This is a genomic window from Opitutaceae bacterium, from assembly GCA_041395105.1.
In the GTDB taxonomy this organism is placed as follows: domain Bacteria; phylum Verrucomicrobiota; class Verrucomicrobiia; order Opitutales; family Opitutaceae; genus B12-G4.
The window spans coordinates 1,655,190-1,681,933 of sequence record JAWLBB010000001.1; the positions used below are offsets into that span (position 1 = coordinate 1,655,190).

Consider the following 26,744-nt stretch of genomic DNA (forward strand, 5'->3'; position numbering starts at 1 on the left):
TCGAAGACTTCCGGGGCGAATCACTTATACTGGTCGTAGACCTTGATCTCGACCGGGAATTTCTCGTCCTTTCGGCGGGCGTCGAGTGTTTCCTTCTTTTCCTCCACGTTCATCCAGTCGAGGAAGTATTCCCCGGCGCTCTGGCTTATCTTGACGTTGAAGTCGTCGGGCCAGTGGATCCAGCGCCAGTAGCCGACCCGGTAGAACGGGGCCACGAATCCCGGGCTGAAACTGGCGTCCTCGTAGAGGATCTCTTCCATCTCGAATGCGAGCCGCTTCATCTCCTCGACGTCCTCGGAAGCCCGATACTTCTCAATCAGCCGGTCCAGCCTGGTGTCGGCGATGGATTGAAGGTTGTTCGTCTGGGTCTTTGGCTTGCGGGCCGGGTTGACGGTGCCGTCGGGCAGGAAGGCGCGATCGTAGGCATTGACCGAATGGTAGGTTTCCCAATAACGCGGATACATTTCCGGGGAGACGCCGAAAGCGGAGAACTGGATGTCGTGATTCTTCTCCTGGACTTTCTTCCACGCCGCCGTGCCGTCGAGAACTTCGAGGCGGAACTCCAGTCCGGCCTTGAGGGCTTCCTCGCGAAGAATGGTCAGGATGTCCTTGAGGGCCTCGTAGCCGGTGGTCAGGGTGAAGGAAAGGCGCTGGCCCTCGGCATTGAGGAGGACGCCGTCCGTGTCGCGCTTGGTAAAGCCCGCCTTGGCGAAGGATTCCAGCGCCTTGTCGACGGAATAACCCCTCGGTTCGATGGTGGACGAGGTGAACTCCCCGTAGCCGTCGGAGGTGGTGCGCATCCGGGTGTAGTCGCCCCGGTAGAATTTCTCAATGACCAGGTCCCAGTTGGTGGCGTACTGGATGCCCACCCGGACATCGCGATTGTCGAGGAAGGGACGGGACTCGTTCATCCAGAGGCCGTAGGTCGGCCGGGGAGTGTCATTGTAGAACGTGGCCTTTTTCACATAGCCGTTGGCCACGAGCGGGTCATCGTTGGGGAGTTTGTCGTACCAGAATTCGGCCAGATTCAGGCCGAAGGCGTCGAGTTCCCCCTTGCGGAAGGTCTCAAACATCTTGGCGGTGTCCCGTATCACCGAAAAGTGGATACGATCATAATTGTAGCGGTAACGCCAGCTCTTCAGGTCCTTTGCCCACCAGTCCTTGAGCCGGGTCAGGGCGATCGAGCGGCCCTTCTTGATATCCTCGTCCCGGACGACGTAGGCCCCGGACGTCGGAACAAACCGCCACTGGTAGCGCTCGGCGAAATCCTCCCCCATCTCCCGATAGAAATGCCTGGGCTGGGGTTCCAGTTCGAGGACCCGGCTGGCAAAATCCGGTTTGGCCTCCCGCAGGGTGATCGAGAACGTCAGGTCGTCGTACTTGGTGATATTGGAGTAGTTGCGGTTGTAGAAATTGTTGTACCAGGGTGCCTTGATGTAGGACGACTGGTAGAAGAAGAAGGTGAACATCATGTCATCCGCGGTGATGGGCGGTCCGTCCGACCATCGGGCGGCCGGGTTGATCTTCACGTAGACGGTCTTGTTCGCCTTGTCGGAGGCCCAGGACTCGGCGATGCCGGGTATATAGCGGAAGCCGTCGGGCCCGATCGAGGTGTCGTTGGGATGACGGCGCGCAAATTGCATGACGACGTCGTCGAGGATATAGGGACGGAATCCCCCGTTGGAATCGGGGCCGATTCGGCGCAGGGTGCGCGGAAAATCCTGGAGGGCCTGGTATCGGGTTCCTCCCTTGATCGCCTTGGGCGAACCGATTTCCGGCAGGTCGCTTCCATCCTCCCAGACCAGGCCGGCGGGAATATCTTCGGGAGTGGCGAAGCGGAAGAACCTGGGATAGGCACCGGCGGCCGCCTTCTCATCAACCTCCTCCTGGGTGATGCGGCCGGCTTCGAGGTCCTCGAAAACCGCCGCCGGCAGGGAAACCTTGGTGGCGTAGTAGGCCTCCATCTCGGGAAAGACATCCTGAGCGGGTGCTTCTGCGGTGTCGGTCTCGGCCGAGTTGGATTTTCCACATCCGGCGAGGAAGAGAAGGCTCGATGCAGCGAGCAGGGCAAGGAAGAGTGGTTTGTCGTGTTTCATGGGTATTACCGGTAAGTGGTGTATTTTTTCGGGTCAAAGGCTTCGCGCACGGCTTCGCCGATGAAGGTGACCAAAGTGAGAACAAAGACCAGTGCGGCAAAGGCCGAGCTGACAATCCAGGGGGCGGTGGTCAGACTGGCGGTGCCTTGTTTGAGGAGTTCGCCGATGCTCGGGGTGGGTGGGGGAAGTCCCCATCCCAGGAAATCCAGTGCCGTGATGGCGGTGATCCCGGCCACGACTGAAAAGGGCATGAAGGTGACGATGGTCGAGACGGTGTTGGGCAGGATATGGTTGAAGATGATTCTGGGCGTACTGGCACCGAGGACGATGGCAGCTGCGGCGTAGTCGCGCGATTTCTCGCGGTAGGTCGCGGTTCGCATATAGTAGGTCATCCCTGTCCAGGAGAAGAGAACCATGATGCTGAGCAGGATGAGGATCCGGGTGGAAATGGCGAAGGAAGCGGGGATGACCGAAAAGACAATGATCACCATGTAAAGGAACGGGATATTGGACCAGATCTCGATCAGTCGTTGGAATACCAGGTCGAAGATGCCGCCGAAGTAACCCATCAGGCAGCCGATGGTGATGCCGATCAGGTAGGTCAGCGCCATGAAGGCGAGGGCAAAGAAGATGGCGATGCGGAATCCGAAGACGAGGCGGGCCAGGATGTCGCGTCCCGTCGAATCGGTTCCGAGAAGGTGCCGGGTCTGCCAGGAGGGAGGTGACGGCTTGAAGACACCTTCATAGGCATCGTTTTCATAGGCGCCGAACGGAATGAGGGGCAGGATGACCCGGTTACCGGCGCCCTCCGCTTCGAAATGGTCCTTCAACTCGCGGTAGTTGACGGGGATCTGTGCCTTGTCGCCGGTCAGGCCGAACTCTGCTCCGAGCCTGAGGCGGGAATAGGTGGTGAAACTCCAATGCCCGTCGTAGCGCACGGCGAGGGCCCGGTTGTTGATGAAAAGCTCGGCAAAGAGGGAAAGCACCACGAGGGCGACGAGCGTGATCAGCGAAAAATAGCCCCGCCGGATCTGGCGGAAGCGTCTTAGCTTTTTCGCAGTGAGCGGATTGAGTCGCATCGGGTCAACGGAACCGGATTCGTGGGTCGATCAGGGCAACAAGGAAGTCGGAAAGGATATTGCCGATCAGCAGGAGCAGGGAGGAGAGGAAAACCACCCCCATGACGACCGGGTAGTCGCGGTCGAAGATCGCGGTCAGGCCGAGGAGGCCGAATCCGTTGATGTCAAAGATGGTCTCGATAAGAAAAGACCCTCCGACGATCAGGGTGATGTTCTGGCCGAAGGTCGTGGCAATCGGAATGAGCGAATTGCGGAGGGCATGGTTGAAGACGGCCTTTTCGAAGGTGACACCCTTGGCGACGGCCGTCCGCATATAGTCGGCCGAAAGGTTGTCCATGAGATGGTTTTTCATCAGCATGGTAGTCACGGCGAAGCTCCCGACGAGGTAGCAGCAGAGGGGGAGAACGGCGTGATGGAAGAGGTCCTTGGTCTGCTCCCAGGTCGTCAGGTCCTCAAAGTAGATGCTGGTGAATCCGCCCATGGGAAACCACTCAAGACGGGCCGAGAAGAAGAGGAGAAGGAGTGCCCCCAGCACATAACCGGGTACGGCGTAGCCCATGAAAATGACAATCGAAGTGCTGTTGTCGAGGAGGGTGCGGTGCTTGATCGCCTTGACTATTCCCAGAGGAATACAGACCGCATAGGTTATGATCAGGGTGAGAATACCGTAGAAGATCGAGACCGGAAAACGCGAGCGGATGATGCTCCAGACCGATTCATTGTAGCGGTAGCTGCTGCCCAGATCGCCGATCAGGACTTTGCCGACCCATTGAAAGTAACTGACCAGGACGGGTTTGTCGAAGCCGTAGTATTCCTTCAGCTGCTGTATCTGTTCGTCGGAGAGGGCCTGACTCTGTCCGGTCATGCCCGAGGTGCGTCCGCTCTGGGCATCCATCATCTGGGCTTCCATCATGGCACGCTCCAGCGGACCTCCGGGAACGAACCGGGTGATGATGAAGACCAGAATGGTCACACCAAAAAGGGTGGGCGGGATAAGGATGAGACGCCTGAGGAAATAATCACGCATTCCTGAATGAGAACGCCGGAAAACACAGCGTCCGGGCAGATGCCAACGTCTTTATGGCGCCGGGGCAATCCGAAATGGAAGGGCCCTGATGGGTCGATCAATCTCGCCTTTCCGCTTGAAGCGGGTTCTGAGCCCGATAAGTTGGAATTATGAAGAAGAGAGGGAGATGCCGGGCTCTGGTCGTCGTTTTTCTGACGATGGGATCGGCAGTTCAGGGGACGGATGAATCCGGTTCCCGGACCGACGGACCGGCCCCGGTCTCCAAGCCGACCCCGACGGTTGAGGCGGGCATGCCCCTTTTCTCATCCGGAGAAATCAGTCATCTTTTCCAGGAGACGGTCGTACCTGAAAAGAAGGAACACCCGATCTTTGTAGGGATGGAAGACGACGTCGTGGAAATGGCAGCCTTCAATGTTTACAGTGACAAGCTGACGCTGAGGCAGTCGCTTGATGCCCGCCTGTCCGATGCGGGATGGCAGGCGATGTTGGGCCGGCTTGAGGAACTGGATCCGAAACTGGCGGCGGAGACTTTTTACGAAAAGCGCAGCGCCGACCGCTTTTTCAGTTCCCAGGCCCCCGGGGGTGCGGTCGACCGACCGAATCCGGGAGCGATCGATTTCCGGACCGTGGTCGGATCGGCACTCAAGGCCATCCGTGAGATCGGCGATTGAGAGGAGTCTCGGGGGCTCACCTCCCCGGTCTCAGATTTCCCCGATACGGATGCAGGCGGCCTCGTGATCGGGTCCGGTTTTTTTCAGGGGCGGCACTTCGCCGCGGCAGGCCTCGATGGCGTGCGGGCACCTGGGGTGAAATGTGCACCCGGCCGGTGGATTGAGCGGTGACGGAGGATCGCCCGGCAGGACGATCCGCTTGCGTGAGCGCTCGATCTCGGGGTCGGGGATGGGAATCGCGCTGACCAGTGCCTGGGTATAGGGGTGGCGGGGATTTTCGATCACATCGATGGCCTCGCCGATCTCGACCACCTTGCCCAGGTACATGACGGCGATCCGATCGGAGATATGCTTCACGACCGAAAGATCGTGGGCGATAAAGATCATGCTCAGATTCATTTCCCGAGTCAGGCGGGAGAGGAGATTGAGGATCTGCGCCTGGATGGAAACATCGAGAGCGGAAACGGGTTCGTCGGCGATGATCAGGCTGGGCTTCAGCGCGAGGGCCCGGGCAACCGCGATTCGTTGTCGCTGGCCCCCCGAGAATTCGTGCGGGTATTTGCGCATGAAGCGCGGGGACAGACCCACGGTTTCCATCAACTGCGCCACTTCGTGGGCCACTGCATTCCGGGTGCAGCGGTCGTGGGCGATGAGTGGCTCGGCCAGGGTGTCGAAGACCGTCATCCGCGGATTGAGCGAGGCGTAGGGATCCTGGAAAACCATCTGCAGTCCGGTCCGCACCTTGCGCAATTCCGCACTGGAGAGATTCACCAGGTTTCTGCCTTCGAGAACCACCGTTCCCCCGGTGGTTGGCACCAGTTGCAGGATGGTGCGGGCGAGGGTGGATTTGCCACACCCGGATTCGCCGACCAGGCCGACGACTTCGCCACGACGGATGGAGAGAGTGACCCCGTCGACGGCCTTGACCGTGCCGGAAAGCCGCTTGATCAAGGTGCCCTTGTAGATGGGGAAATGGGACTTCAGGTCCTTCAGTTCAAGGATATTGTCGGGCGGGCTGGCTTCGGTCTCGGGCATGTTCAACCGGGGGGAATCAGGGCATCAGAATCTCGCCGGCCTGGCAGCGGAGGCAGGACGTTTGGTGGGTATCCTTGACGGCTTTCAGGGCCGGGGAATCGATCCGGCACCGGTCGACCACCTCACTGCAGCGCGGTGCGAAGGAACAGCCCGTGACTTCCTTGGAGAGGTCGGGCGGGAGGCCGGGAATGGTGAACAACTCGGCCCCCTTGGATTGCAGAGAGGGGATGGACTGCTGGAGGGCTTTGGTGTAGGGATGTTTGGGATCCTTGTAGACACCATCAGTTCCGGCCGTCTCGACGATGCGTCCCGCATACATGACCTGGACCCGATCGCAGAGACCCGCGACCACGCCGAGATCGTGGGTGATGAAGATGACGGCGGTGCCCAGTTCATTCTGCAAACGCCGGATCAACTCCAGGATCTGGGCCTGGACGGTCACATCGAGGGCGGTTGTCGGTTCGTCCGCGATGAGCAGCTCGGGCTTGGTAATCAGGGCCATGGCGATCATGACCCGCTGTCGCATCCCCCCGGAGAACTCGTGAGGGTAGAAATGAATCCGCTTGGCCGCGTCCTGGATGCCGACCTCGGTCAGGGCATCAATGGCGAGGCCGAGAGCCCAATCCCTGGACAGCTCCGGTTGGTGGGTCAGCACGGGCTCGAGCAGCTGGTCCGAGATCTTCATGTAGGGATTGAGCGAAGTCATCGGATCCTGGAAGATCATGGAGATCCGTTTTCCCCGGATCTTGCGGAGTTCCCGGGCGGGGCAGGAGAGCAGGTCGATTCCGTCAAAGAGCGCCCGGCCGCTTTCAATCCGGCCCGGTGGTTGCGGGATCAGCCCCATGATGGAGTAGCAGGTCACCGATTTGCCGGATCCCGACTCCCCGACGATGCCGAGGGTCTCACCCTGCTCCACGGAAAAGGAGACGCCATCCACGGCTTTGACCACACCATCGCGGGTGTGGAAATACGTCCTGAGATCTTCAACGCTGAGCAGAGGCATGGCTTCGTCCGGGGTCATGTTGAAGTGGGGAAGCGATCGGGCAAACCAAATCGAAGTGCGGTCGCGATCAGGCCGCCACACCAGTAAGCGCCGCCCGATTGAGGCTCTGGTCCACCGCCTGGAGCACCATTTCGGCCGTGATTCCGGAGATCGGTCGTCCGCCGGTCGGCCGGGACCCGGGTGGAAGGAGGATTCGGCAGGGGGCCTGGAAAACGGGTCCCGTTCGAACAGGATTCTCCGGCCCGTAGAGTCCGATGACGGGCACGCCCATCGCGTTCGCGAGGTGAAGGGTTCCGCTGTTCTGGCCGATTGCGAGGTCGCAGCATGCGAGGGCTCCGGCAAACTCCGGGCTTTCGGGACCGCCCCTGAAATGGGTGAAGCGGCCGGTCGGCAGATCCCGGGCCAATGAATCGGAGGACCGTCGCGGACGCCCCGTTTCCATCACGATGATATGAATACCGGTCCTCTCTCGGACGAGCCGGGAGGCCAGGGCCCGCCAATGCTCGACCGGCCATTGATGGGAGGGCTCGTCCGTCGGGCCGATCAGCAGACCGACCAGACGCGAGGCCGGCCGGTTTTCCGGGTTTCCGGGCCATCGAGCGACTCTGGGAATCGGCGGAGTGCAATCCCGCGAGGCGTTCAGTCCGAAATGCCTGAGGAAATATTCAAGGAGGCGGGTCTCATGGAGCCGCCGTCGGTCCAGGGTTTCGGGAATCGTCCAACGCGCGGTCAACAGGGCTCGGGTCTCCCCCTCGTCCTGCATGCCGATCCGGACCGGGCATCCGGTCACCCATGCCTCGGTGTCGTTGCGCCTGCTCTGGTCGAGGATCAGGTAGAGGTCGGGATAGGCCTCCTGGGACTGGACCAGGGAGCGAAGGTTCAACCGATGGGGAGGGAGCGGAATGACGGACTCGGCAAGCCCGGACGACTGCAGGAGTTCGAGCAATGACCGGCGGCCGAGCAGGGTGATGGCGGCGTCGGGTCGCGAGCGTCGCAGGGCCCGGATCACGGGGACAGCCTTGAGGGCGGGGCCGAGACCATCCGGGAGCCTCACCCAAATCCGCCAGGACCGAGGCAGGTCGATGCCGGCGTGAGCGAGTGGGCGGCTCCGGTCGAGGCGTAGGATCTGGGCGGACGAGCGGGGTCGCTGCCAGTAATCCTCGTCCCAGGGCCAGCTGCCGCAGGCGCTGTCGCTGCTTCGCAGGAGTGTTTCGAGCCAGTTGTTCAGGCTGATCGAGGCAGGAAGGGCGGCCGGGGTGGTGACGACCTCGTCAATCCGAAGGGCATAATGCCAGAAACTGATCCTTTCCGTGTAGAGACCGACCAATCCAGCCCTGAAATGTTCAACCAGGGCTCCCGGCAGATCCGAGAGCGTCGTCAGGCGGTCCATCAGCAGGGTCTGTGGACTGTTGCGGACTTTCGCCTGATCAAAGAGAACCCCGTGGAGGCCGTTTTCCCGCAGTGTCCGGAATCCTGCCAGAAGCCCGTCCTCGGGTCCGAGAAAGCGGACCCCGAACCGCACCTGGCCGCGCCGTCTGAATTCCTGAAGCCGGGTCTTCCTCTGGGAGTCGCAGGAAATGGTCAAACGGAGTCGGTCGTCCGGGTAGACCAGAGGCAGCGCGGCCACCAATCCCCATGCACCGACCTGAGGCAAGGCCAGGACGGTTGGCTCCCCGGCATCGAGTCGCCTTTTCAGTGCGGTCCTTGCCGTCGCCGGCAGATGAATCATGGACCGCAGCCGGCGCTCGGTGAGGTAGGGCAGGGCGATGGACAGGAGGCGGTTCTCGAGGCGTTGCCGGACGGAATGGACAGCAGTCCGCCGATGCCATTCCTTTGGTCTTTCCGGAAAGGCGTGATGGAGGTTGGCCAGCAGGCGGCGACGGCGATCGGGAAAAAGGTGAAAACCCAGATGCGCGAGGAGTGACAGGGTCATGGCCGGGATGAAGGTCGGTCCGCGGGCGGCCAACCAGCCGGAAATGCGTATGAGTGGAATCAAGGCCGGAAAGGGGAAAATGTGCTTTGGGAAACTGAGATTTTCCGATCCGATTGGCGACGTTTTTTCGCCGATCGAGCCTGAGTCCTTGGTATTGGAGGCGGAAATGCGCTTGCCCGGGAGACGGTCGGAGGATCAGGCTTCAGTCAATTCATCACGGGCGCCTCCATCATGATTGACACCAAAATCCTCCGGGAAACACCGGATGTTCTGCGCAAAGCCATTGCCGACAAGCGGAATGACTGTGACCTCGACGCGGTCCTTGAAATCGATGGTCGATGGAGGACGCGGCTGGCCGAAGTCGAGCGACTTCGGTCGGAACAGAAGTCCGCCAACACGGAGATGGCCGCCCTGCCCAAGGGATCGCCGGAATTCATCGCCAAGGTCCAGGTGCTGAAGGCGGCCTCGGCCCGGCTGAAGCAGGAGGAGGCCGTGCTCAAGGAATTGGAATCGGAATTCCGCGAGGCCGTGCTGACCATCCCGAACATCGCCCATCACTCGGTGCCGGTGGCACCCGATCCATCCGGCAACCAGACGGTGGACACTTGGGGCGAGATCGCGCCGCCTCCGGCGCATGCCGTCCCGCATTATGAGATCCCCTGGTTTTCCCGTATCGTCGATTTTGATCGCGGTGGCAAGGTGACCGGGGCGGGATTCCCTTTCTTTGTGGGCCAGGGTGCGCGCCTGGCCCGGGCCCTGGTGCAGTTTTTCCTCAATGAGGCGGGCAGCGCCGGCTACGAAGAGGTCAGCACACCGCTCTTCGTCAACGCGGAGAGCGCCACTGCGACCGGACAGCTTCCGGACAAGGAGGGTCAGATGTATCAAACCGTCGAGGGTGGTCTCTATGCCATTCCCACCGCGGAGGTCCCTCTGACCAATTTCTTCCGCGATGAGATTCTCGATCCGGAGTCCCTTCCCGTGCGACGGGTGGCCTACTCGCCTTGCTTCCGTCGCGAGGCGGGCAGCTACGGCAAGGACGTCCGGGGACTCAATCGGGTCCATCAATTCGACAAGGTGGAACTGGTCAAATGGGTCCACCCGGACAACAGCTACGATGAACTCGAGACCCTTCGTGGAAATTCGGAGAATCTCCTTCGCAAGCTCGGGCTTCCTTATCGGGTTCTCCTGATGTGCAGTGGGGATCTCGGCTTTGCCCAGGCCAAGAAGTACGATCTGGAGGTCTGGGCGGTCGGACAACAGCGCTGGCTTGAGGTATCCAGTTGCAGCAATTTCGAGAGTTTCCAGGCCCGGCGTGCCGGGATTCGTTTCCGGTCGGCGGAAACGGGCCGGCCCGAATATGTCCATACCCTCAATGGATCGGCTCTGGCTGTTCCACGGACATTCGTGGCCATCCTGGAGAACAATCTGCAACCCGATGGACGGGTCCGCATCCCCGAGGTTCTTCGACCCTATTACGGTGGGGATGAACTCGGGTTTGACGACTGAAGGGACACGATTTGAGATTTCATGACCGGGGTTGATTGGAAAGTCTGCGCAGCCCGGGTCGCCAATCTTGTCTCCCGGTCGGATCTCGAACCGGCAGCGGTGGCCGGGCTGGAGGCGGTGTCCGAAGAAGAGGCGACCGGTCTGGCCTGTTCGGGGGGGGCGGACTCGGTCTTGCTGGTCCTGGCGCTGGTCGGGTGCCTCGGTAGGGCTCGCTCCTGGCATGTCCTGCATTTTGACCACGGTGTCCGCGGGGATGCCTCCCGTGCGGATGCCGGCTTCGTCCGTTCTCTGGCGGAAGGTCTCGGGCTTCCCTACAGCGAAGGGGTGGGGGCGGGGCTTCATCCGCCAACGGAAGATGTCCTTCGACGGGCCCGGCTCGATTTCCTGCACGCCACCTTGCGCCGTCTCGGGTCGACCAGCCTGGCCCTGGGTCATCAGGCCGAGGATGTCATCGAATCCATGTTGATCCGGTTGGCCCGGGGAAGCGGGGCGGCCGGACTCTCCTCGCCACGGCCGGTTCAGGCTTTTTCATCCGGAATCCGCCATTACCGTCCTCTTTTGGGATGGACCCGCGAGCGGGTGCGTCGGGTATTGACCGAAGCCGGCGCTCCCTGGCGTGAGGATGCCAGCAACCTGGAAGACGCTCATCTGCGCAACCGACTCCGCCGGACCGTCTTGCCGGCCTGGGGGGCGGCCGAGAGCCGGGATCTGGCGACCGGAGTTCTCCTGGCCCGACGGAGACTGGAGGACGAAGATCGGGCGCTGGACCAGTGGCTGGAAGAGATGCTCCCGGAAAGTTCGTTTTCCGACGACTTGATCGACCTGAGACCTCTTCGGGGTCGGCCGGTTGCCTTGTGGCGCCGAGCCATCGATCGATGGGCGCGGGGCCGCCCCGATCTGAGCGGAATCAGTCGAAGCTGGGTTGAGATGCTGGTTGAGAACGCTCTGGCGGGTGTGGACCTGCGGATCAGCGCGGGGAAGGCGGGAACGGTGGCGCTCACCAATGACCGACTCCGTTTCTCGCCCACCGCCAGGTCGCCTGGAGAGGACTGGACCGGGGTTTCCCTCGCGACGGGCAGCATGCTGGTCCTGCCGTCGGGCACGAGGGTGGGGGCCCGCCAGGTCACCCTCAGTCCGGATTTGCGCGAGCGGATCCTGAGCGGAGAAAATGACCCGGACGGAATGGCCTGGTTGGCCTGGACCGATGATTCGATCCCGGTTTTCACGGTAAGGCCGCCGTGCGAGGGCGATCGCTACCGCCCCCTGGGCGCGCCCGGAACGATCAAGCTGAGCGATCAGTTCATCAATCGGAAGATTTGTGTGGAACGGCGACGTTTTCTGCCTGTCTTCTGCCTCCCTGAGGGTGAGATTGTCTGGTGCCCGGGACTTCCTCCAGCCGACCGGCTGCGGATTAATGAACAAACGTTCCGAGCCGTTCAATTGACTTATTGCTGGTCAACCGCCACCTTCCGTCTGTAAAACCGATTCTTTTTAGATGTCCGACCCCAAGCAAAGAGGTAACCGAAAGCCGCTCAAGAATACGCCCCCCGAGCGCTTCCAACCGCGTGTCCTACTGATCTGGCTGGCGATTTTCGCCGCCATTGTCGCACTCTGGTTTTTCAATCCCGGCAATTCGAGCAGTGCCGAGCCTCTGAGGATCCAGCAGGTGGTGGAGGCGGCTGAGGCCGGCGATGTCTCGGAGGGCGTCATAAAGGCCGATTCTTCCGGGGGCAAGGACTGGGCCATCCTGATGGGCAAGATCCGCAATGTCAGCGGGTCCGGGGCACCCTCCATCCCGTTTCGGGCGGAAGGTCGCCTGACCGATGAGAATTTTGCCCGCCTGCAGAAGTCCGGTGCCTTCACCGAAGCGCGGGCCAATACCCTGTTCACCCAGTTGCTCTTCAGCCTGCTGCCCTTCATCATCATTATCGGGCTCCTTTACTTTCTCTTTGTCCGCCAATTACGCATGGCCGGCCGCGGAGCTCTCAATTTCGGCAAGAGCAAGGCCAAGCTCCTCCAGCGGGATCGGGAACGGCTGACGTTCAACGACGTTGCCGGCTGCGACGAGGCCAAGGAAGAGGTCAGCGAGGTGGTAGAGTTCCTCAAGGATCCGAAGAAATTCCAGAAAATCGGCGGACGGATTCCCAAGGGTATCCTGATGGTCGGGCCTCCGGGAACGGGCAAGACCCTCCTGGCCAAAGCGGTGGCCGGAGAAGCCGATGTGCCCTTCTTCTCGATCAGCGGTTCGGATTTTGTCGAGATGTTCGTCGGTGTCGGTGCGAGCCGGGTCCGGGATATGTTCGAGCAGGGGCGCAAGAACGCGCCCTGTCTGATCTTTATCGATGAAATCGACGCGGTCGGACGCCAGCGTGGCGCCGGATTGGGCGGGGGAAATGACGAACGCGAGCAGACCCTCAACTCCCTTCTGGTCGAGATGGACGGTTTTGACACGACCGAGGGCGTCATCATCATCGCGGCAACCAATCGGCCGGATGTCCTCGACAGCGCCCTGCTGCGTCCCGGGCGATTCGACCGGCAGGTCTATATTGATCTCCCGGATCTGGTGGGCCGCGAACAGATTCTCAAGGTCCATGCCCGAAAGCTCCCCTTGGCCGACGATGTGAACCTGGCCACGGTGGCCCGTGGAACGCCCGGATTATCCGGCGCCGAACTTGCCAACTTGCTCAACGAGGCCGCCCTGACCGCGGCCCGGCGGAACAAGAAGAAGATCGACGGCGGCGATATCGAGGAGGCCCGCGAGAAGGTCCAGTTTGGCCGCGAACGGCGCCGGATCATGGACGACGAGGACAAGAAGATCGTGGCCTACCATGAGGCCGGCCATGCCCTTGTTCAGGCGGTCCTCGACGACGGCAACATGCCCATCCACAAGGTGACGATCATTCCGCGAGGCGGGAGCCTGGGCAGCACCATGTTCATTCCGACCAAGGACACCTACAATTACGCGAAACGCCGCATGCTCAATCAGCTGGCCACCATGATGGGCGGTCGCATTGCGGAGGATATTGCGCTGGGCGATGTGACCAGCGGGGCTTCGGGCGATATCAAGCAGGCGACCAAACTCGCCCGGCACATGGTTTGCGATTGGGGTATGAGCGTGCTCGGTCCGATCGCTCTGGGGGACAACCAGGAAACCGTCTTCCTTGGCCGGGAGATCAGCCGGACCCAGAATTACAGTGAGGAGACCGCGCAGCGCATCGATTCGGAGATCCGCCGGATCGTTGATGAGCAGTATCAACGGGCCACCGATGTCATCAAAGGACACCGTCCGGCGCTCGACAAACTGGCGGAGTCCCTCCTCGAATTCGAGACTCTGGACGGACAGCACGTGCACGAAATCATCGAACACGGCGAAATCCAGTCGGCGATTGCGCGGCCCGAGCCCCTCAAGAAATCCGAGCCGGTCGTCTCGGGCTCCAAGGATGCGGCCCGTTCCGAACCCGAGTCGATTCCTCCGGGGATCGATTCCGCCCAGCAACCGGCCTGAGAGGATAGGGATTTCCCGAGGCCGGCCATCGTTCTGGACCGTCCGCCCGGGAAGCGCGGAAGACCTGCCGACAGCGGACCGGTCCCGGCAGGTGGAGGTTGTTGCCCACCCGGCGCCGATCTGCCGGGAGGCGTTTACCCCGTTTCCCCAGCCTTGCCCTCCGGTCGGCGGATCCGTTAACTGGCACCCTTCCATGAGCCGTCCTGATCCGATGTCCATCCCGTTTTCCGATTTCGGCAAGCGTCTCCGGTCGCCCGCGATTGCCAGCCTCATGAGCGCGGCACTCCACGATCCCGATCTTCTCAGTCTGGCGGCCGGATTCACCGACAGCTCATCATTGCCGGTGACGGCGATCGGCCGGGCCGTCCGCCGTCTCGAGGAACGCAGCGGACCGCCGGATCATCTTCAATACGGAACCAATCAGGGCCGGCCGGGACTGCGCCGCCTGCTCGCCGGACGCATCGCGGCCCTTGACGGCCTGGGCGAGAAAGAGGCGGATCCCGATCGGGTTCTTGTGACCAATGGTTCCCAGCAGGCGTTGTATCTGGCGACGTCGGTCCTCTGCGATCCCGGCGATATTGTGATGGTCGAGCGCCCGAGCTATTTCGTTTACCTCGACATGCTCCGGGGCAAAGGAGCCCGGATTCTGGATCTCCCCGAATGCGAGGAAGGGCGTCTCGATCTCGAGGCATTCGGGTCGCTGCTCGCGAAACTGGAGGCTTCGGGCGAGATCAGGCGGGTCAAGATTGTCTATCTGGAGAGTTACTTCTCCAATCCGACCGGTCTCTCTCGAACGGTTGAGGAAAAGGAGGGTCTGGCACGGGTCCTGGCTGAGCGTGGCGTCCGGCCCGTGGTGATTGAGGACGCCGCCTACCGTGATCTCTATTTTGAAGAACCCTTTCCGGCCACCAGCGTTCTCGCCTTGAGCGCGTTTGGCTCGATGCCCTGCCTCTACCTGGGCACCCTGACCAAACCCTATGCCAGCGGCCTGAAGACCGGCTTCGGCATCTGTTCGGCTCCCGAGCTGCTTCAGCGGATGCTCTGGCTTAAAAGTCATCATGATTTCGGGACGGCGAATTTCAACCAGTCCCTTCTGGAGGAGATCCTGCTCGAGGGCGGCCTCGACCCGCAGATGGCCATCCTCCGCCACAAATACCGTCTCAAGATGGAGGCTCTGGACGATGCCCTCCGCTCCGAGGGACTGGATGGTCTTGGCTGGGTCTGGGCGAAGCCCCTGGGAGGAATCTACCTCTGGCTTCGGGCGCCCGTCGGTCTGGATACACGGACCGATTCCGCCTTCTGGCAGGCCTGTCTCGAGGAAAAGGTGATCTATGTTCCGGGTGATCTCTGTTATGGCGATCGGCCGTCATCCGGTCGCGTGCGCCTGAGCTTCGGGGTGCTCTCACCGGACCAGCTTGCGGACGCGGCCTCCCGCTTCGCCCGGGCCGCCCGGAAGGTGGCGGTGCCGGCTTAAGGTTCCCCCGGTTTCTGACGTTGCGATGGGTGGATCCCTTTCCCGGAATATCGAGATTTCACGAGCGACCCTATGAATATTTGCTGCATCGGAGCCGGCTATGTCGGCGGTCCCACCATGGCCATGATTGCCCGGAAATGCCCGGACATCAAGGTCACCGTGGTCGATATCAATCAGGCCCGGATCAACCAGTGGAACTCGGATCATCTCCCGGTCTTCGAACCGGGTCTGGATGAAGTCGTCCGGGAGTCCCGTGGTCGAAACCTCTTCTTCTCCACTGAGGTGGACCGGGGGATCGATGAAGCGGACATGATCTTCGTCTGTGTCGGCACCCCGACCAAGACCTATGGCGTCGGGGCGGGACGGGCTGCCGACCTGCGCTATATCGAGCTGTGCGCACGCCGGATCGCCGCTGTGGCCAAGGGGCGGAAAATCGTGGTCGAGAAATCGACCCTGCCGGTCCGGACGGCCGAGTCGCTGAAGACCGTCCTGACCGCCAATTGTCAGGGCGGGGCCGAGTTCCAGGTCCTCTCGAACCCGGAATTCCTCGCCGAGGGAACGGCCATTGCCGATCTGGAGAGCCCGGATCGCGTCCTCATCGGTGGGGAAACCACCCCGGAGGGACTTGAGGCGGCCGCGACCCTGGCGGCGGTCTACGCTGCCTGGGTGCCGCGGGAGCGCATCATCACCACCAACCTCTGGTCCTCCGAACTCTCGAAACTCGTCGCCAACGCCTTCCTCGCCCAGCGCATCTCAAGCATCAACGCCATCTCCGCTCTCTGTGAAGCGACCGAGGCGGATGTGGATGAGGTCAGTTTTGCCATCGGGCGCGACAGCCGCATCGGTCCGAAGTTTCTCAAAGCCTCGGTCGGGTTCGGTGGATCCTGTTTCCAGAAGGACATTCTCAACCTCGTCTACCTCTGCGAGCATTTCGGGCTGCCCGAAGTCGCCGCCTACTGGGAACAGGTCGTCAAGATGAACGACTGGCAGAAGGGGCGTTATGCCCAGAAGGTCGTCAGCAGCCTCTTCAACACCGTTGCCGGAAAGAAGATCGCCGTCCTAGGTTTCGCGTTCAAGAAGGACACGAACGACACCCGCGAGTCCGCCGCCATCTATGTCTGCCGCGATCTCCTCGAGGAGCAGGCCCACCTTGCGATCTATGATCCCAAAGTATCCGAAGAACAGATACGGATGGACCTCAGGCAGAAGGAGGTTCTCGAGGACGGGCGTTCGAACCACCGGGTCCGGATCGTCGACGACGTCTACGAGGCGACCCGGGAGGCCCATGCCATCCTTGTCCTGACGGAATGGGACGAATTCAAGACGCTCGATTTTGGCCGGATTTTCGAGGGGATGGTCAAGCCGGCCTTCCTCTTCGACGGACGCAATGTCCTTGATCTGAAAGCCCTGCGCGGGATCGGCTTTGTCGCTTCCGGCATCGGCAAGGGCGGGCGCTGAGCCGATATTGGGGTTTGGCAAATCGCCCCGGGTCTGTATTTTTGCAGCCCATATGGTCAGGGGAGCGAGAGCGGGATGCCTGGGATTCGCGGCGGTCGTCGCGTGTTTCGCCCTATCCTCGAAGGCCGCCGCCTATGTCCCGGATCCCTGGGAACGGCAGGTGGTGGCGTCCTGCCTCGTCCTTGAGGCGTCGAGTGACGGACCGGTTGGCCTGATGGCGGTGGCCAACGTGATTTCCAACCGGGCAGACGGGGATTCCCGCCGGTTCTACCGGGAGGTCAGGAAGCCTTACGCCTTTTCCTCGATGAACTCGGCCACCCGGGGCAATAACGCGGGCAAGGGCTATGCCCCGCTGGTTCGGCGCGCCTCCCGCGATCCGAACTGGGGACTCGCCCTCAAGGTGGTGGATCGGCTGTATGCCGGAACGCTTCAGGATGTGACCGGCGGCGCCACCCATTTTTCCCTCAAGAAGGAACGGGCCACCTGGATGAGCAAGATGACGGTGACCGCCATCATCGGCAGTCACAAGTTCATGAAGCAACCCTGAGTCCCGGGGCGTCGCCACCTTCAGCCACAGGGCCGGACCTTGGTCCATGCCTCCGCCAGTCCGGTCCGGCAGGTGCCCGGTCCGTGTCCATGCGGGGAATCGGCCGGTTCCTCCGCCCTTTCAGACAAACTCCGGAGCGTCGAATTTTCCGCCAAGCTCGGCCTCCGACGGACAATCCAGCCACCGGTCGAGTATCCGGGCGTAGATGCCGCGGAAATCGATGCTGTATTCAAGGTCCGACTTCGGCTGAAGATCAAGGTCGGGGCGGTCTCCGTGGATGCCTCCGTGTAGTGAGGAACCCATGACAAAGAGAGGCGCGGCGGTGCCGTGGTCGGTGCCCCGGCCGTTGTTCTCGGCGGGACGGCGGCCAAACTCGGAGAAGGTCATGGTAAGCACGCGATCCGCCACGCCCTTCGCTTCAAGGTCCGCCTGGAAGGCGCGCATCGCTTCGGCCAGGGTGCGGAGGAGGTCGCCGTGGGTGGCGGCCTGGTTGCTGTGGGTGTCGAAGCCGCCGAGCGAGACGAAGTAGACCCGGGTCGGCAGATCGGCCGCGATGAGGGTGGCGATGTTGCGCAGGGAGCCTCCCAATCCGGATTCCGGATACAGGGAGGATCTTCCCGGTCCGGCAAGGATCGATTGGATCTTCTCCTCGGTCACGATCGCGTCGAGCATGGTGTGCTTGAGGAAGGTCAGGTTGGAGGAGCCGGCCTCGGGAATCTGCTCGAGGAGGGCCCGCTCGGCGCCTTTGGCGGTTGAACCGGATCGACCCCGACCGGCCCGGGCCGGGAGGCCGAAGGTCTCATGGGGAGCGGCGCCCAGGAAGGAGGGCGGCGTCTCGGTCGAGAGGTGAATTCCGGCCGGTCCGTCCATTCCGGCGCAGCGGGCGTCGAAAAACCGGCCAAGCCAGCCCGTGGGGAGGAAGTCATCGGATCCGGCGGCCGATTCCCAGATCTCGGTCGACCGGAAATGACTCCGGTTCGGGTTGGGATAGCCGACGTTCTGGAGAATGGCGAGTTTGCCGTCGTCGAGGAGGGGCCGGAAGTCGCTCAATTCGGGATGAAGTCCGAGCAGCCCGCCGATGGGAATGGACTTGGTTTTCGGGATGGCCAGCGTCGGGCGGAGGCGGAAGTAGCGGTCGTCCTCGAATGGAATGATTGTGTTGAGTCCGTCGTTGCCCCCGGCCAGCTGGACAAGGACGAGGATGGAGGAATCTTTCCCCGGTTGAGGGTTGCCGGCCAGCAGGCTCCGGGTGAGGAAACCGGGAGCGAAGCCGCTGAAGGCGATCAGGCTGAGGCCGCGAACTCCGCGGCCGAGAAATTCGCGACGGGTGTAGGGAAATTGTCCGGACGGATTTTTCATTTTCAGCAGACCTGGTAGTAGGGGGAGAGAAGGAGGGTGATGACGGTCTGCCGGATGCGGATGGCTTTTTCCTTCGAGTTCCGGGCGTTGGCCAGATGCTGCGTCAATCGGCTGATGGTGTGGTCGTCGGGCTTGAGGGCGAGAAAGGCGTCGACGAGGCGGTCCACGATGAGGCCGGGCTTTTCGGACATCAGTTCGGTAAAGGCGTTGTCGGGCACTCTGAAGGTCGCCTTGCCTTCGGCCTCGGCCGCTTCAAGGGCGCGGCGTTCGTCGGCATTGAGGCGCCGGGGATCAAACTCGGCGAAGGCGCCGAGAACCGCCTGGCGACGGGCTGCCAGGGTGGAGGCATTGATCCAGCGTTGTCCGCCGACCCACCCCCTTACGTTGGGCGGATTGAAAAAGGGCTGCCCCATCTGTCGCATGGGGATTTCCGCAAGGCGAGGAAGGGGGGATGGGTCCAGCTTCAGATCCTGCCGCAAGCCGACAGTGAACTGAACGGGGCTCTTGATCAAGTTGCCCCGGTAAGCGGGGTGATAGAAGAGGCGGCTGCGGAAGAAACGCAGGAGGAGCCGGCCGCAGTCGAAATCATCGCGGAACCACGCCTCTCCGAGGGCCTCCGGATACGCTTCGGAAAGCGGTTCATCGGAGAGGTAGAACCGGCAGAGCTCGTTCGGGAGAAACCGACGGGCGGCCGGCTGCTGGAAGACCAGGTCGATGACGTCGTCGCCGCTCCATCGTCCAGGCTGTCCGAAGACGGTTTTGGTCCCGCCGTCATGTTGCCGGGCCACGATCACGGAGCGCCCCTGCACATTCCGGTATCCGGTGAAGGCCCGGGCCGCCTCCTTGATGTCGTCCTCGGTGTAGTGACCTTCACCGAGGGTGAACAGTTCAAAGAGTTCCCGGGCGAAGTTTTCGTTGGGTTTGCCTTTCGCGCTTTGTTGAAGATCCAGGTACTGAATCATGGCCGGAGACCGGCTGACCGCTTTGGTCAGTGCGATGTAGGAGCCGAAACCCGACACCCGCAGAAGCTGCTGATGCTGGAAGAGCAGCACCGGGTTTTTCACCTTGGAGGCGGCCACCACGAAGACGTTCTGAAGGAACAGGACGTACTTCTCGACGGCCGATCGGTCCGGATCCGTCGCCAGTCCATACCAATTGATCGCGTAATTGTTGTAGGCATCCCGGGCCGTTTCCCGGAGTTCCTTTTTCCGTTGTCTCTGCTCAACCGGACTCAGGTCTTTTCCCGGTCGGGTCCTCGGGTCGGCTTCCAGGTTCGCCAGCGTCTCGGGAACGGGCATGGGCGCCGGACTTCCGAAAATCATTGGTATTGCCCCGTCCGCGCCGGCGGCAAAGACGGCCTCAACCCGCTCGGGAGGGGCGGAGAATCCCGTTCGCAGAAGAAGGTGACGCGCGTCTGCACGGGTCCACTCAGTCTCGGGAAGAGGTTGCCAGGCCTCGTCGGGCGCCGGAACGGGTGGAGTCGGGCTCATCAAGTCAGACGGGTTCGGTTATAGCCTGAAGACGTTTGTTTCGGATAAAGGTTACCGGCAACCTGGAATCGGCTGAAAACACCTTTCCCTGATTGCGGGAGTTATTCCTCCCTTGTCCATCCGAGGGAATGCCGTCAGAATCGTCCTTCCGAAATACGCGGACTCGAGGTGTATTATGAAGATACTGAACAAAAACAGTCTGATCGAGACCGTCGATCGATTCAACGAGGCGGTCTTTTGGGATAGGGATTGGGTCAGTGAAGCCGGCGCCATCCAGGAGTGGACCGGAGATCGGCTTTCGGACGGACGAGGTTATGCCGGGGGCCTCGCCATGACGGAGGCGGATTGGTCGAGAACCTTTCGGTTGTTCACCGGCGAAGTGCTGACCACAAGGGCGGGCCGGGCCCACGTCATCGCCGAAGAAGGGACCCGGATGCTGGCGTTGATCGAGAACGTGACGGGAGTGTCCTCGCAGGCGCGGGAGGTTTCCGAGAAGAATCTGGCCTCGCGTATCTTCGAATCGGAGGGATCGAAGGCGGACGCGGACGGGGATTTCTGTTGCGGAACGTGTTCGGTGGCGCTGTGGCGGGCCCTCGCGGCAGGCGTCTATCGGGGCCATGCGAGCGCTCTCGAGCGCGGTTTGAAAACTCTGTCTCGCCATCGGCTGCCTGGCGGGGGATGGAAGCGCTACCCGTTCTACTACACGGTGTCCTGCCTGGTCGAATCGGCCTCGCTTCCCGCCGTGAGGGAACTCCGGTTTCACCGGGAGACCATCCAACGGAGAATCGGCCTTCTCAAGAAGAAGAGCGACCGCTTCGCCAATCGACGCCGGGAACTCCTCACTCGGGCCCTCGACCTGGCGGACTGATGTGGTGTCAGGCACCGGGAGGTTCCTTTCCGGGCCGCTCATTGCGGTGTCTTGCCTTGGGTGCGCCTTCGATACCCCCTGCCGGGATTGGTCTTGGAGGGGTGTCGACCCGTCTCCGCCCCGCCCCGCCGAGGCATTCAAGCCTCCGCCCCCGGCGGGATGCCCCCGGCCAGCCACCGCGCCAAGAAACCCGAAAAAGCAGATAACAGCCTTCAGGCGGGACGCCTTTGTAACATAATACGTTACAAACCCCTCCGCACCCACGGGGTCACGGTCAGACGGCGAGGTTGGTCTTGTAGACCCGTGGAACGCGTTTGGTGACTGAGGTCAGGGTTTCCCATGGGATGGTTTCCGCCCATCGACTGAACGCGCCGACGGTGATCTCGGCATCGCCCTGGCGGCCGACGATGGTTGCCTGGTCACCGACTTCGACGGCATCAAGATCGCTGATATCCACGATGGTCTGGTCCATGGTGACCCGTCCCAGGATGGGGCAGGGGCGACCGTGGATAAGGACGTGCCCCCGGTTGCTGCAGGCGCGCGGTATGCCGTCTCCGTAGCCGGCGGTCAGGATGGCGAGGCGGGTTTCGCGTTCGACGACCCGGGTCCGTCCGTAGCTGATACCGGTTCCTATCGGCACGGTCTTGACCAACCCGACCCGGGCATGGAAGGAAAAGACCGGGTCGGTCCGGACTGTGCTGAGAATGGAATTCTCATAGGGGAGGATGCCGAATTGGAGCAGGCCGACCCGGACGGCGTTGAAGGGACCGTCTTCCGAGAACGTTTCCAGTCCCGCGCTGTTGTCGGCGTGGATCAGAAGGTCGGATCCCTCGGGGATGGGGAGTTGCTCGAGGACATCGAGGAAAAGCCTCCGCTGTGCTTCGGTGAATGCCGGGTCGGAGTCCGCACAGGAAAAGTGGGTGAAGATCCCGGCCAGTTTCAGAGCGGGGGCGTGATTGATGGCATCCAGGATTTCCCCGGCCTGATCATGCCAGACCCCGGTTCGACCCATGCCGGTGTCGATCTTCAGGTGAACGGAAAGGATGCGATGGGCGCGGTCGGCCAGATTCTGGAAACGCCGGACTTCATCGAGCGAAGAGACGGTGGGGATGGCATCAAACTCGAGCAGGTAGGGGTCTTCGTCCGGGAGGACGGGGCCGAGGATGAGAATCGGCCAGCCGGGGCCCAACTCCCGGACGGCGGCTGCTTCGCTGACATTGGCCACGGCGAAGATATCTGCTCCGCTGTGCATAAGGCGGGCGACGGCCTGGTAGATGCCGTGTCCGTAGGCATCGGCTTTGACCACGGCGACAAATCGGATCCATTCGGGCAGGGCGCGTCGGATCGACTTTATGTTCCGTTCGAGGGCGGCGAGGTCGATTTCGGCCCAGCAGCGCAGGGGGAGGGAAGGGTTACGGCTCATCGGCGGGCGTGCTCCGGCGACGGGGTGGGTCCGAGCTCCCGGTTGACCGGTGGCGTCCATTTCTGATAGGATGGGGATTCCGGCTGATAGGCATCGGGTAGGGCAACCGGCCGGAGGATCTGTCTTCGGACTTCCGTTGATTCGAGCAGGCGGGGTTCGTAGGCGCAGTTGGTCCAGGATTCCGGGCGCGGATTCCAGATTGGGAAACCCTCGGGCAGGAGGACGGGCGGTGAAATCCCACCGACTTGCTCCTGCGGAATCCTTCGGATTTCCGAAGCGGGCGTGGCTGGATGCGGTGAGGTGAGGCAGAACCAGCTCTGACGACGGGCATCAATCGCGACGGTGAGTGGGCCGTCGGCGCAGTGCCGCCGCAATCCAGCGGTTGCGAGTGCGAGGCTGGAATAGGTCATGAGGGTGGCTGCCGGGAGAAATCCCGAGGCCATCCAGGTTCGAAGTGCCATGGCGACTGTCCGGATCCCCAGAATGGATCCGGGGCCCTCGCAGAAGGCGACCGTGCGGATCGATTGGATCGGGACCGGGCGGGATCTGAGCAATCGCTCGACGCAGGTGAAGAGGGCGATCCCCGACTCGCGGATTTCCTCCTCCCATGACCAGCCTCCGCCGTTCACCCCGAGACCTGCGAAGGTGGTCGGGGATGCGGTATCGACGATCAGGATGGGGAATTGGGTTTCCGTTTCGATGGCGGGTATCAAAGACCACCCGGACTGCGGAAACAAGCACACAGCCGGGGCGAGGGAATTGAAATGACAGGGGAATTGCCCCGGAGTCCGACAGCTTGCTGCTTCTCAGCATCTTGCTTCCTTCTTGAAACTCCGTGGGCAGAGTCTTTTCCCGGAGGGGCTGCCCGGGTGAATACGGTCGCGTATTCGGCATTGACCGGGGGATCGGGGCATCCCTATCGTCGACGGTTTGACAAAATCGAATCCCTCGGGAACCAGTCCACCCAAGAAGACGTGAAGACCGACCTAAAAGACATCAGCGATACGCGCAAAACCCTCGTGGTCACCCTGGGTGCCGACGAGATCAGCCAGGAACACCAGGCGATCGGCGCAGAATTTGCCAAGCAGGCCCGAGTGCCGGGTTTTCGCCCGGGAAAGGCTCCGATCAACCTGATTCTGAAGCGTTTTGAGAAACAGATCGCCGAGGAGCTTCGCGGAAAGATCATGTCGCGGGCTTACCGGGACGGTCTCAAGGAGTCGAAGGCGGAGGTTCTCCAGCTGGTCGACGTTTCCGAGTTGACCCTCGAGACGGGCAAGGATGCGGAGATCTCCTTCACCATCGATATCCGCCCGGCCTTCGAGCTTCCGACCTACAAGGGATTGGCCGCCAAAGTGCCCTCGACCGAGGTCAAGGATGAAGAGATCGATCAGATGATCGAGCATATCCGTCGCGATCGGGCTGACTTCCAGCCGGTGGACCGCGCCAGCCAGGACGGGGATTATGTGAAGTTCAGTCTCGAAGGCGCGGTGGACGGCACGCCGATCATTGAAATGGCGCCGGATCGGCCGATCTTCGGCAAGATGCCCCAGACCTGGGAGGAGGTGGGTAGCGGCGACAGCCTGATTCCCGGTCTGGCCAAGCAGCTCGGCGGACTGGCCAAGGGCGACAAGAAGGAGGTTGAGATTGATTTTCCCGGGGACTTCACCCTGGAGGCGCTCCGGGGAAAGAAGGCGGTTTATCAGATCGAGGCCCTTGAGGTTCGGGAGCGTGAGCTACCCGCCCTGGACGAGGCATTCTTCAAGTCGCAGCAGGTGGAATCGCTCGAGGATCTGAAGGCCCGGATCAGCGAAAGCCTGAAGATGCGCAAGGAGTCCCAGAACCGTTCGGAAATCCGGAGGCAGGTGAGCGAAGCACTGGCGGCGAACGTGGAGTTCGGCATTCCCGAGAGCCTGATTGAAGCGGAAACCCAGAACATCCTCAGGCAGGTCGTGGAGCAGAACGTCCAGCGTGGGGTTCCCCAGGAGGAGTTGGAAAAGAACAAGGACGATCTCTTTGCGAATTCGCGCAAGGCCGCCATCGGCCGGGCCAAATTGCAGCTGATCCTCGCCCGGGTCGCCGAGGCCGAGAATATCAAGGCCGAGGAGCGCGACCTCCAGCAGGTCATCATGCAGGAAGCGATGCGTTCCAAGATGAAGCCGGAGAAATACGCCAAGGAACTCTCTCGCGACCGTGGGCGGATCGACTCGATCCAGCAGGCGGTCGTTTTTGACAAGACACTTGATTTCCTCGTTGATCAGGCTACGGTGACGACCGAAAGCTGACCAATTTTACCTATCGTGAGTTATTACGTACCAGTCGTTATCGAGAACACCGGCCGTGGCGAGCGCAGCATGGACATCTACAGCCGGCTGCTCAAGGATCGTATTGTCTTCATCGGTACGCCGATTGACGACGGGGTGGCCAATGTGATCATCGCCCAGTTCCTTTTCCTCCAGATGGAGGATCCGAAGAAGGACATCCACCTCTACATCAACTCGCCCGGCGGCGTGGTCACCGGAGGGATGGCGATCTATGACACCATGCGTTTCCTGTCCTGCGACGTGGTCACCTATTGCATCGGTCAGGCGGCGAGCATGGCGACGGTGCTTCTGGCCGCGGGGACCAAGGGCAAGCGGTTTTCGCTGCCCAACAGCCGGGTGATGATCCATCAGCCGTCGGGTGGTGCCAGTGGGCAGACGGTCGATATTTCGATCCAGGCCAAGGAAATCATCCGCTGGCGGCGGACCCTCAATGAGGTCCTGGCCAAGCATTCCGGAAAATCGGTCGAGCGCGTTGAGAAGGATTCCGATCGCGACTACTACATGACTGGAGCCGAGGCCAAGGAATACGGTCTGGTCGATCAGGTGATCGAGGCCAAGGAGGAGGTTGCCCAGATCATCAAATCGAAGGACGCCGCCTGAACGGCGGTAGCTGATTCATGGCTAAATCGGCGCGCATGACTCTTTGCTCGTTCTGCGGCAAATCGCAGTCCGAGGTGAAGAAGATGATCGCGGGTCCCGGGGTCTATATCTGCGACTCCTGCGTCACCGTCTGCAAGACGATCATCGACCGGGAGCTGAAGGCGCCCGCCGTGGAGGCCAGGCCGGCCTTTCAATTGCTCAAGCCGATCGAAATCAAGAAGACGCTCGACGATTTCGTCATCGGCCAGGACCACGCCAAGAAGGTGCTCTCGGTTGCGGTCTACAATCACTACAAGCGCCTTCTTTTCGACGACAATTACGGGGGCCGTGATTCCTCGGAATTGTCCCCGGAGTTTTCCGAGGTGGAGATCGAGAAGAGCAATATCCTCCTGGCGGGCCCGACCGGATCGGGGAAGACCCTGCTGGCCCGCAGTCTGGCCCGCGTTCTGGACGTCCCATTCGCCATTTCCGACGCGACCACCCTGACCGAGGCCGGATATGTCGGCGAGGATGTGGAGAACATCGTCCTTCGTCTCCTTCAGGCGGCCAATTACGATGTGAAGAAGGCCGAATGCGGAATCATCTACATCGACGAGATCGACAAGATCGGCCGGAAGACCGAAAACGTTTCGATCACCCGCGATGTCTCCGGCGAGGGTGTGCAACAGGCCCTGCTGAAGATTCTTGAGGGGACCGTCTGCAATGTTCCGCCCCAGGGCGGGAGGAAGCATCCGAATCAGGAATACATCCAGGTCAACACCCACAATATCCTTTTCATCTGCGGCGGGGCCTTCGTGGGCATGGACGAAATCGTCCACCGCCGCAACGGGGGCCGCTCGCTCGGATACGGAGCCGGCGCCCGGACCGAGAAACTGAGCGCGGAGGAGATCATGCGGGATCTGGCGCCGGAGGACCTGATCAAGTTCGGGATGATCCCGGAATTCATCGGCCGCCTTCCGGTCATCTCGGTGCTGGATTCGCTTTCCGTCGGGGATCTGGAGAAAATCCTCCTCCGGACAAAGAATGCGATGGTCAAGCAGTACTCCAAGCTCTTCGCCATGGACGGGGTCAAACTGCGCCTGACCAAGGATGCCATCATCGGCATCGCCAAGAAGGCGATCGAGTTGAAGACGGGAGCCCGGGCGCTCCGGTCGATCATGGAAAACCTCATGCTCGAGGTCATGTACGAGTTGCCTCACCGTGACGATATCGTCGAGGTGGTCATCGATCAGGGGGTGGTCGAGGGGCGCAAGAAGCCGGTTCTGAAGAAGGCCCGTCGGACGATCCGCAAGAACGCGGCCTGAGCCCATTTGGGTGTGCGGTACGGAATCCGACGTTTTCGGCTATTC

The 26,744-nt window shown here is 61.6% G+C and carries 21 protein-coding genes; 11 read left to right on the top strand and 10 right to left on the bottom strand.

The window, feature by feature from the left end:
- Nucleotides 1-20 precede the first annotated feature (20 nt).
- The 3 genes from R3F07_06520 to R3F07_06530 are packed head-to-tail and all read right to left on the bottom strand — an operon-like array spanning nucleotide 21 to nucleotide 4,202.
- A complete protein-coding gene (locus tag R3F07_06520) occupies nucleotides 21-2,096 on the bottom strand; it encodes an extracellular solute-binding protein (GenBank protein ID MEZ5276014.1) in 2,076 nt (691 codons plus the stop codon).
- Between the two features lie 5 nt (nucleotides 2,097-2,101).
- Nucleotides 2,102-3,175, bottom strand: coding sequence for an ABC transporter permease subunit (locus R3F07_06525; protein MEZ5276015.1), 1,074 nt, complete (start codon nucleotides 3,173-3,175; stop codon nucleotides 2,102-2,104).
- A gap of 4 nt (nucleotides 3,176-3,179) precedes the next feature.
- Nucleotides 3,180-4,202 carry an ABC transporter permease gene (locus R3F07_06530; protein ID MEZ5276016.1) on the bottom strand — a complete coding sequence of 341 codons (1,023 nt, stop codon included), beginning with the start codon at nucleotides 4,200-4,202 and terminating at the stop codon, nucleotides 3,180-3,182.
- A gap of 197 nt (nucleotides 4,203-4,399) precedes the next feature.
- Here R3F07_06530 and R3F07_06535 point away from each other — a divergent pair, with 197 nt between their 5' ends.
- Nucleotides 4,400-4,873: a hypothetical protein gene (locus tag R3F07_06535; GenBank protein ID MEZ5276017.1), complete on the top strand. Its 474-nt coding sequence runs from the start codon at nucleotides 4,400-4,402 to the stop codon at nucleotides 4,871-4,873.
- A gap of 30 nt (nucleotides 4,874-4,903) precedes the next feature.
- Here R3F07_06535 and R3F07_06540 read toward each other — a convergent pair whose 3' ends face one another.
- From R3F07_06540 to R3F07_06550, 3 genes are read right to left on the bottom strand one after another with little or no spacing between them, the layout of a single operon-like run.
- Entirely contained in the window at nucleotides 4,904-5,908 is a 1,005-nt protein-coding gene (locus tag R3F07_06540) for an ATP-binding cassette domain-containing protein (GenBank protein MEZ5276018.1), read from the bottom strand.
- Nucleotides 5,909-5,924: 16 nt separating this feature from the next.
- Nucleotides 5,925-6,929, bottom strand: coding sequence for an ABC transporter ATP-binding protein (locus tag R3F07_06545; GenBank protein ID MEZ5276019.1), 1,005 nt, complete (start codon nucleotides 6,927-6,929; stop codon nucleotides 5,925-5,927).
- 49 nt (nucleotides 6,930-6,978) lie between these two features.
- A complete protein-coding gene (locus tag R3F07_06550; GenBank protein MEZ5276020.1) occupies nucleotides 6,979-8,907 on the bottom strand; it encodes a glycosyltransferase family 9 protein in 1,929 nt (642 codons plus the stop codon).
- Nucleotides 8,908-9,075: 168 nt separating this feature from the next.
- Between R3F07_06550 and serS the strand changes: the two genes are divergently transcribed.
- The 6 genes from serS (at nucleotide 9,076) to R3F07_06580 (ending at nucleotide 17,334) form a co-directional block, all read left to right on the top strand.
- Nucleotides 9,076-10,350 (top strand): serine--tRNA ligase, encoded by a 1,275-nt coding sequence (serS, locus tag R3F07_06555; protein MEZ5276021.1) that lies wholly within the window; start codon nucleotides 9,076-9,078, stop codon nucleotides 10,348-10,350.
- 21 nt (nucleotides 10,351-10,371) lie between these two features.
- Nucleotides 10,372-11,829, top strand: coding sequence for a tRNA lysidine(34) synthetase TilS (gene tilS / locus R3F07_06560; protein MEZ5276022.1), 1,458 nt, complete (start codon nucleotides 10,372-10,374; stop codon nucleotides 11,827-11,829).
- Between the two features lie 16 nt (nucleotides 11,830-11,845).
- Nucleotides 11,846-13,855: an ATP-dependent zinc metalloprotease FtsH gene (gene ftsH / locus R3F07_06565; GenBank protein MEZ5276023.1), complete on the top strand. Its 2,010-nt coding sequence runs from the start codon at nucleotides 11,846-11,848 to the stop codon at nucleotides 13,853-13,855.
- 193 nt (nucleotides 13,856-14,048) lie between these two features.
- Nucleotides 14,049-15,329 (top strand): PLP-dependent aminotransferase family protein, encoded by a 1,281-nt coding sequence (locus R3F07_06570; protein ID MEZ5276024.1) that lies wholly within the window; start codon nucleotides 14,049-14,051, stop codon nucleotides 15,327-15,329.
- Nucleotides 15,330-15,401: 72 nt separating this feature from the next.
- Nucleotides 15,402-16,787, top strand: a complete 1,386-nt coding sequence (locus tag R3F07_06575; GenBank protein MEZ5276025.1) for a UDP-glucose 6-dehydrogenase — start codon at nucleotides 15,402-15,404, stop codon at nucleotides 16,785-16,787.
- 52 nt (nucleotides 16,788-16,839) lie between these two features.
- The gene (locus R3F07_06580) at nucleotides 16,840-17,334 is read left to right on the top strand and encodes a cell wall hydrolase (protein ID MEZ5276026.1); all 495 of its coding nucleotides are present in this window, start codon (nucleotides 16,840-16,842) and stop codon (nucleotides 17,332-17,334) included.
- Between the two features lie 120 nt (nucleotides 17,335-17,454).
- On the opposite strand, the gene R3F07_06585 is transcribed toward R3F07_06580, so the two are convergent.
- Together R3F07_06585 and R3F07_06590 are read right to left on the bottom strand one after the other, a co-directional pair.
- A complete protein-coding gene (locus tag R3F07_06585) occupies nucleotides 17,455-18,693 on the bottom strand; it encodes a DUF1501 domain-containing protein (protein ID MEZ5276027.1) in 1,239 nt (412 codons plus the stop codon).
- Nucleotides 18,694-18,695: 2 nt separating this feature from the next.
- A complete protein-coding gene (locus tag R3F07_06590) occupies nucleotides 18,696-20,183 on the bottom strand; it encodes a DUF1800 domain-containing protein (GenBank protein MEZ5276028.1) in 1,488 nt (495 codons plus the stop codon).
- A gap of 175 nt (nucleotides 20,184-20,358) precedes the next feature.
- Between R3F07_06590 and R3F07_06595 the strand changes: the two genes are divergently transcribed.
- On the top strand, nucleotides 20,359-21,051 hold the full coding sequence (locus tag R3F07_06595; protein ID MEZ5276029.1) for a hypothetical protein: 693 nt from the start codon (nucleotides 20,359-20,361) through the stop codon (nucleotides 21,049-21,051).
- A gap of 274 nt (nucleotides 21,052-21,325) precedes the next feature.
- Here R3F07_06595 and alr read toward each other — a convergent pair whose 3' ends face one another.
- Nucleotides 21,326-22,474 carry an alanine racemase gene (gene alr / locus R3F07_06600; GenBank protein ID MEZ5276030.1) on the bottom strand — a complete coding sequence of 383 codons (1,149 nt, stop codon included), beginning with the start codon at nucleotides 22,472-22,474 and terminating at the stop codon, nucleotides 21,326-21,328.
- Nucleotides 22,471-23,187: a hypothetical protein gene (locus tag R3F07_06605; GenBank protein ID MEZ5276031.1), complete on the bottom strand. Its 717-nt coding sequence runs from the start codon at nucleotides 23,185-23,187 to the stop codon at nucleotides 22,471-22,473. Before R3F07_06605 ends, alr begins: the two co-directional genes overlap by 4 nt.
- Before the next feature lie 261 nt (nucleotides 23,188-23,448).
- Here R3F07_06605 and tig point away from each other — a divergent pair, with 261 nt between their 5' ends.
- The 3 genes from tig to clpX are packed head-to-tail and all read left to right on the top strand — an operon-like array spanning nucleotide 23,449 to nucleotide 26,699.
- Entirely contained in the window at nucleotides 23,449-24,756 is a 1,308-nt protein-coding gene (gene tig / locus R3F07_06610; protein ID MEZ5276032.1) for a trigger factor, read from the top strand.
- Nucleotides 24,757-24,771: 15 nt separating this feature from the next.
- Nucleotides 24,772-25,395: an ATP-dependent Clp protease proteolytic subunit gene (locus R3F07_06615; GenBank protein ID MEZ5276033.1), complete on the top strand. Its 624-nt coding sequence runs from the start codon at nucleotides 24,772-24,774 to the stop codon at nucleotides 25,393-25,395.
- A 17-nt stretch (nucleotides 25,396-25,412) separates the two neighbouring features.
- Nucleotides 25,413-26,699, top strand: a complete 1,287-nt coding sequence (gene clpX / locus R3F07_06620) for an ATP-dependent Clp protease ATP-binding subunit ClpX (GenBank protein ID MEZ5276034.1) — start codon at nucleotides 25,413-25,415, stop codon at nucleotides 26,697-26,699.
- Nucleotides 26,700-26,744 lie beyond the last annotated feature (45 nt).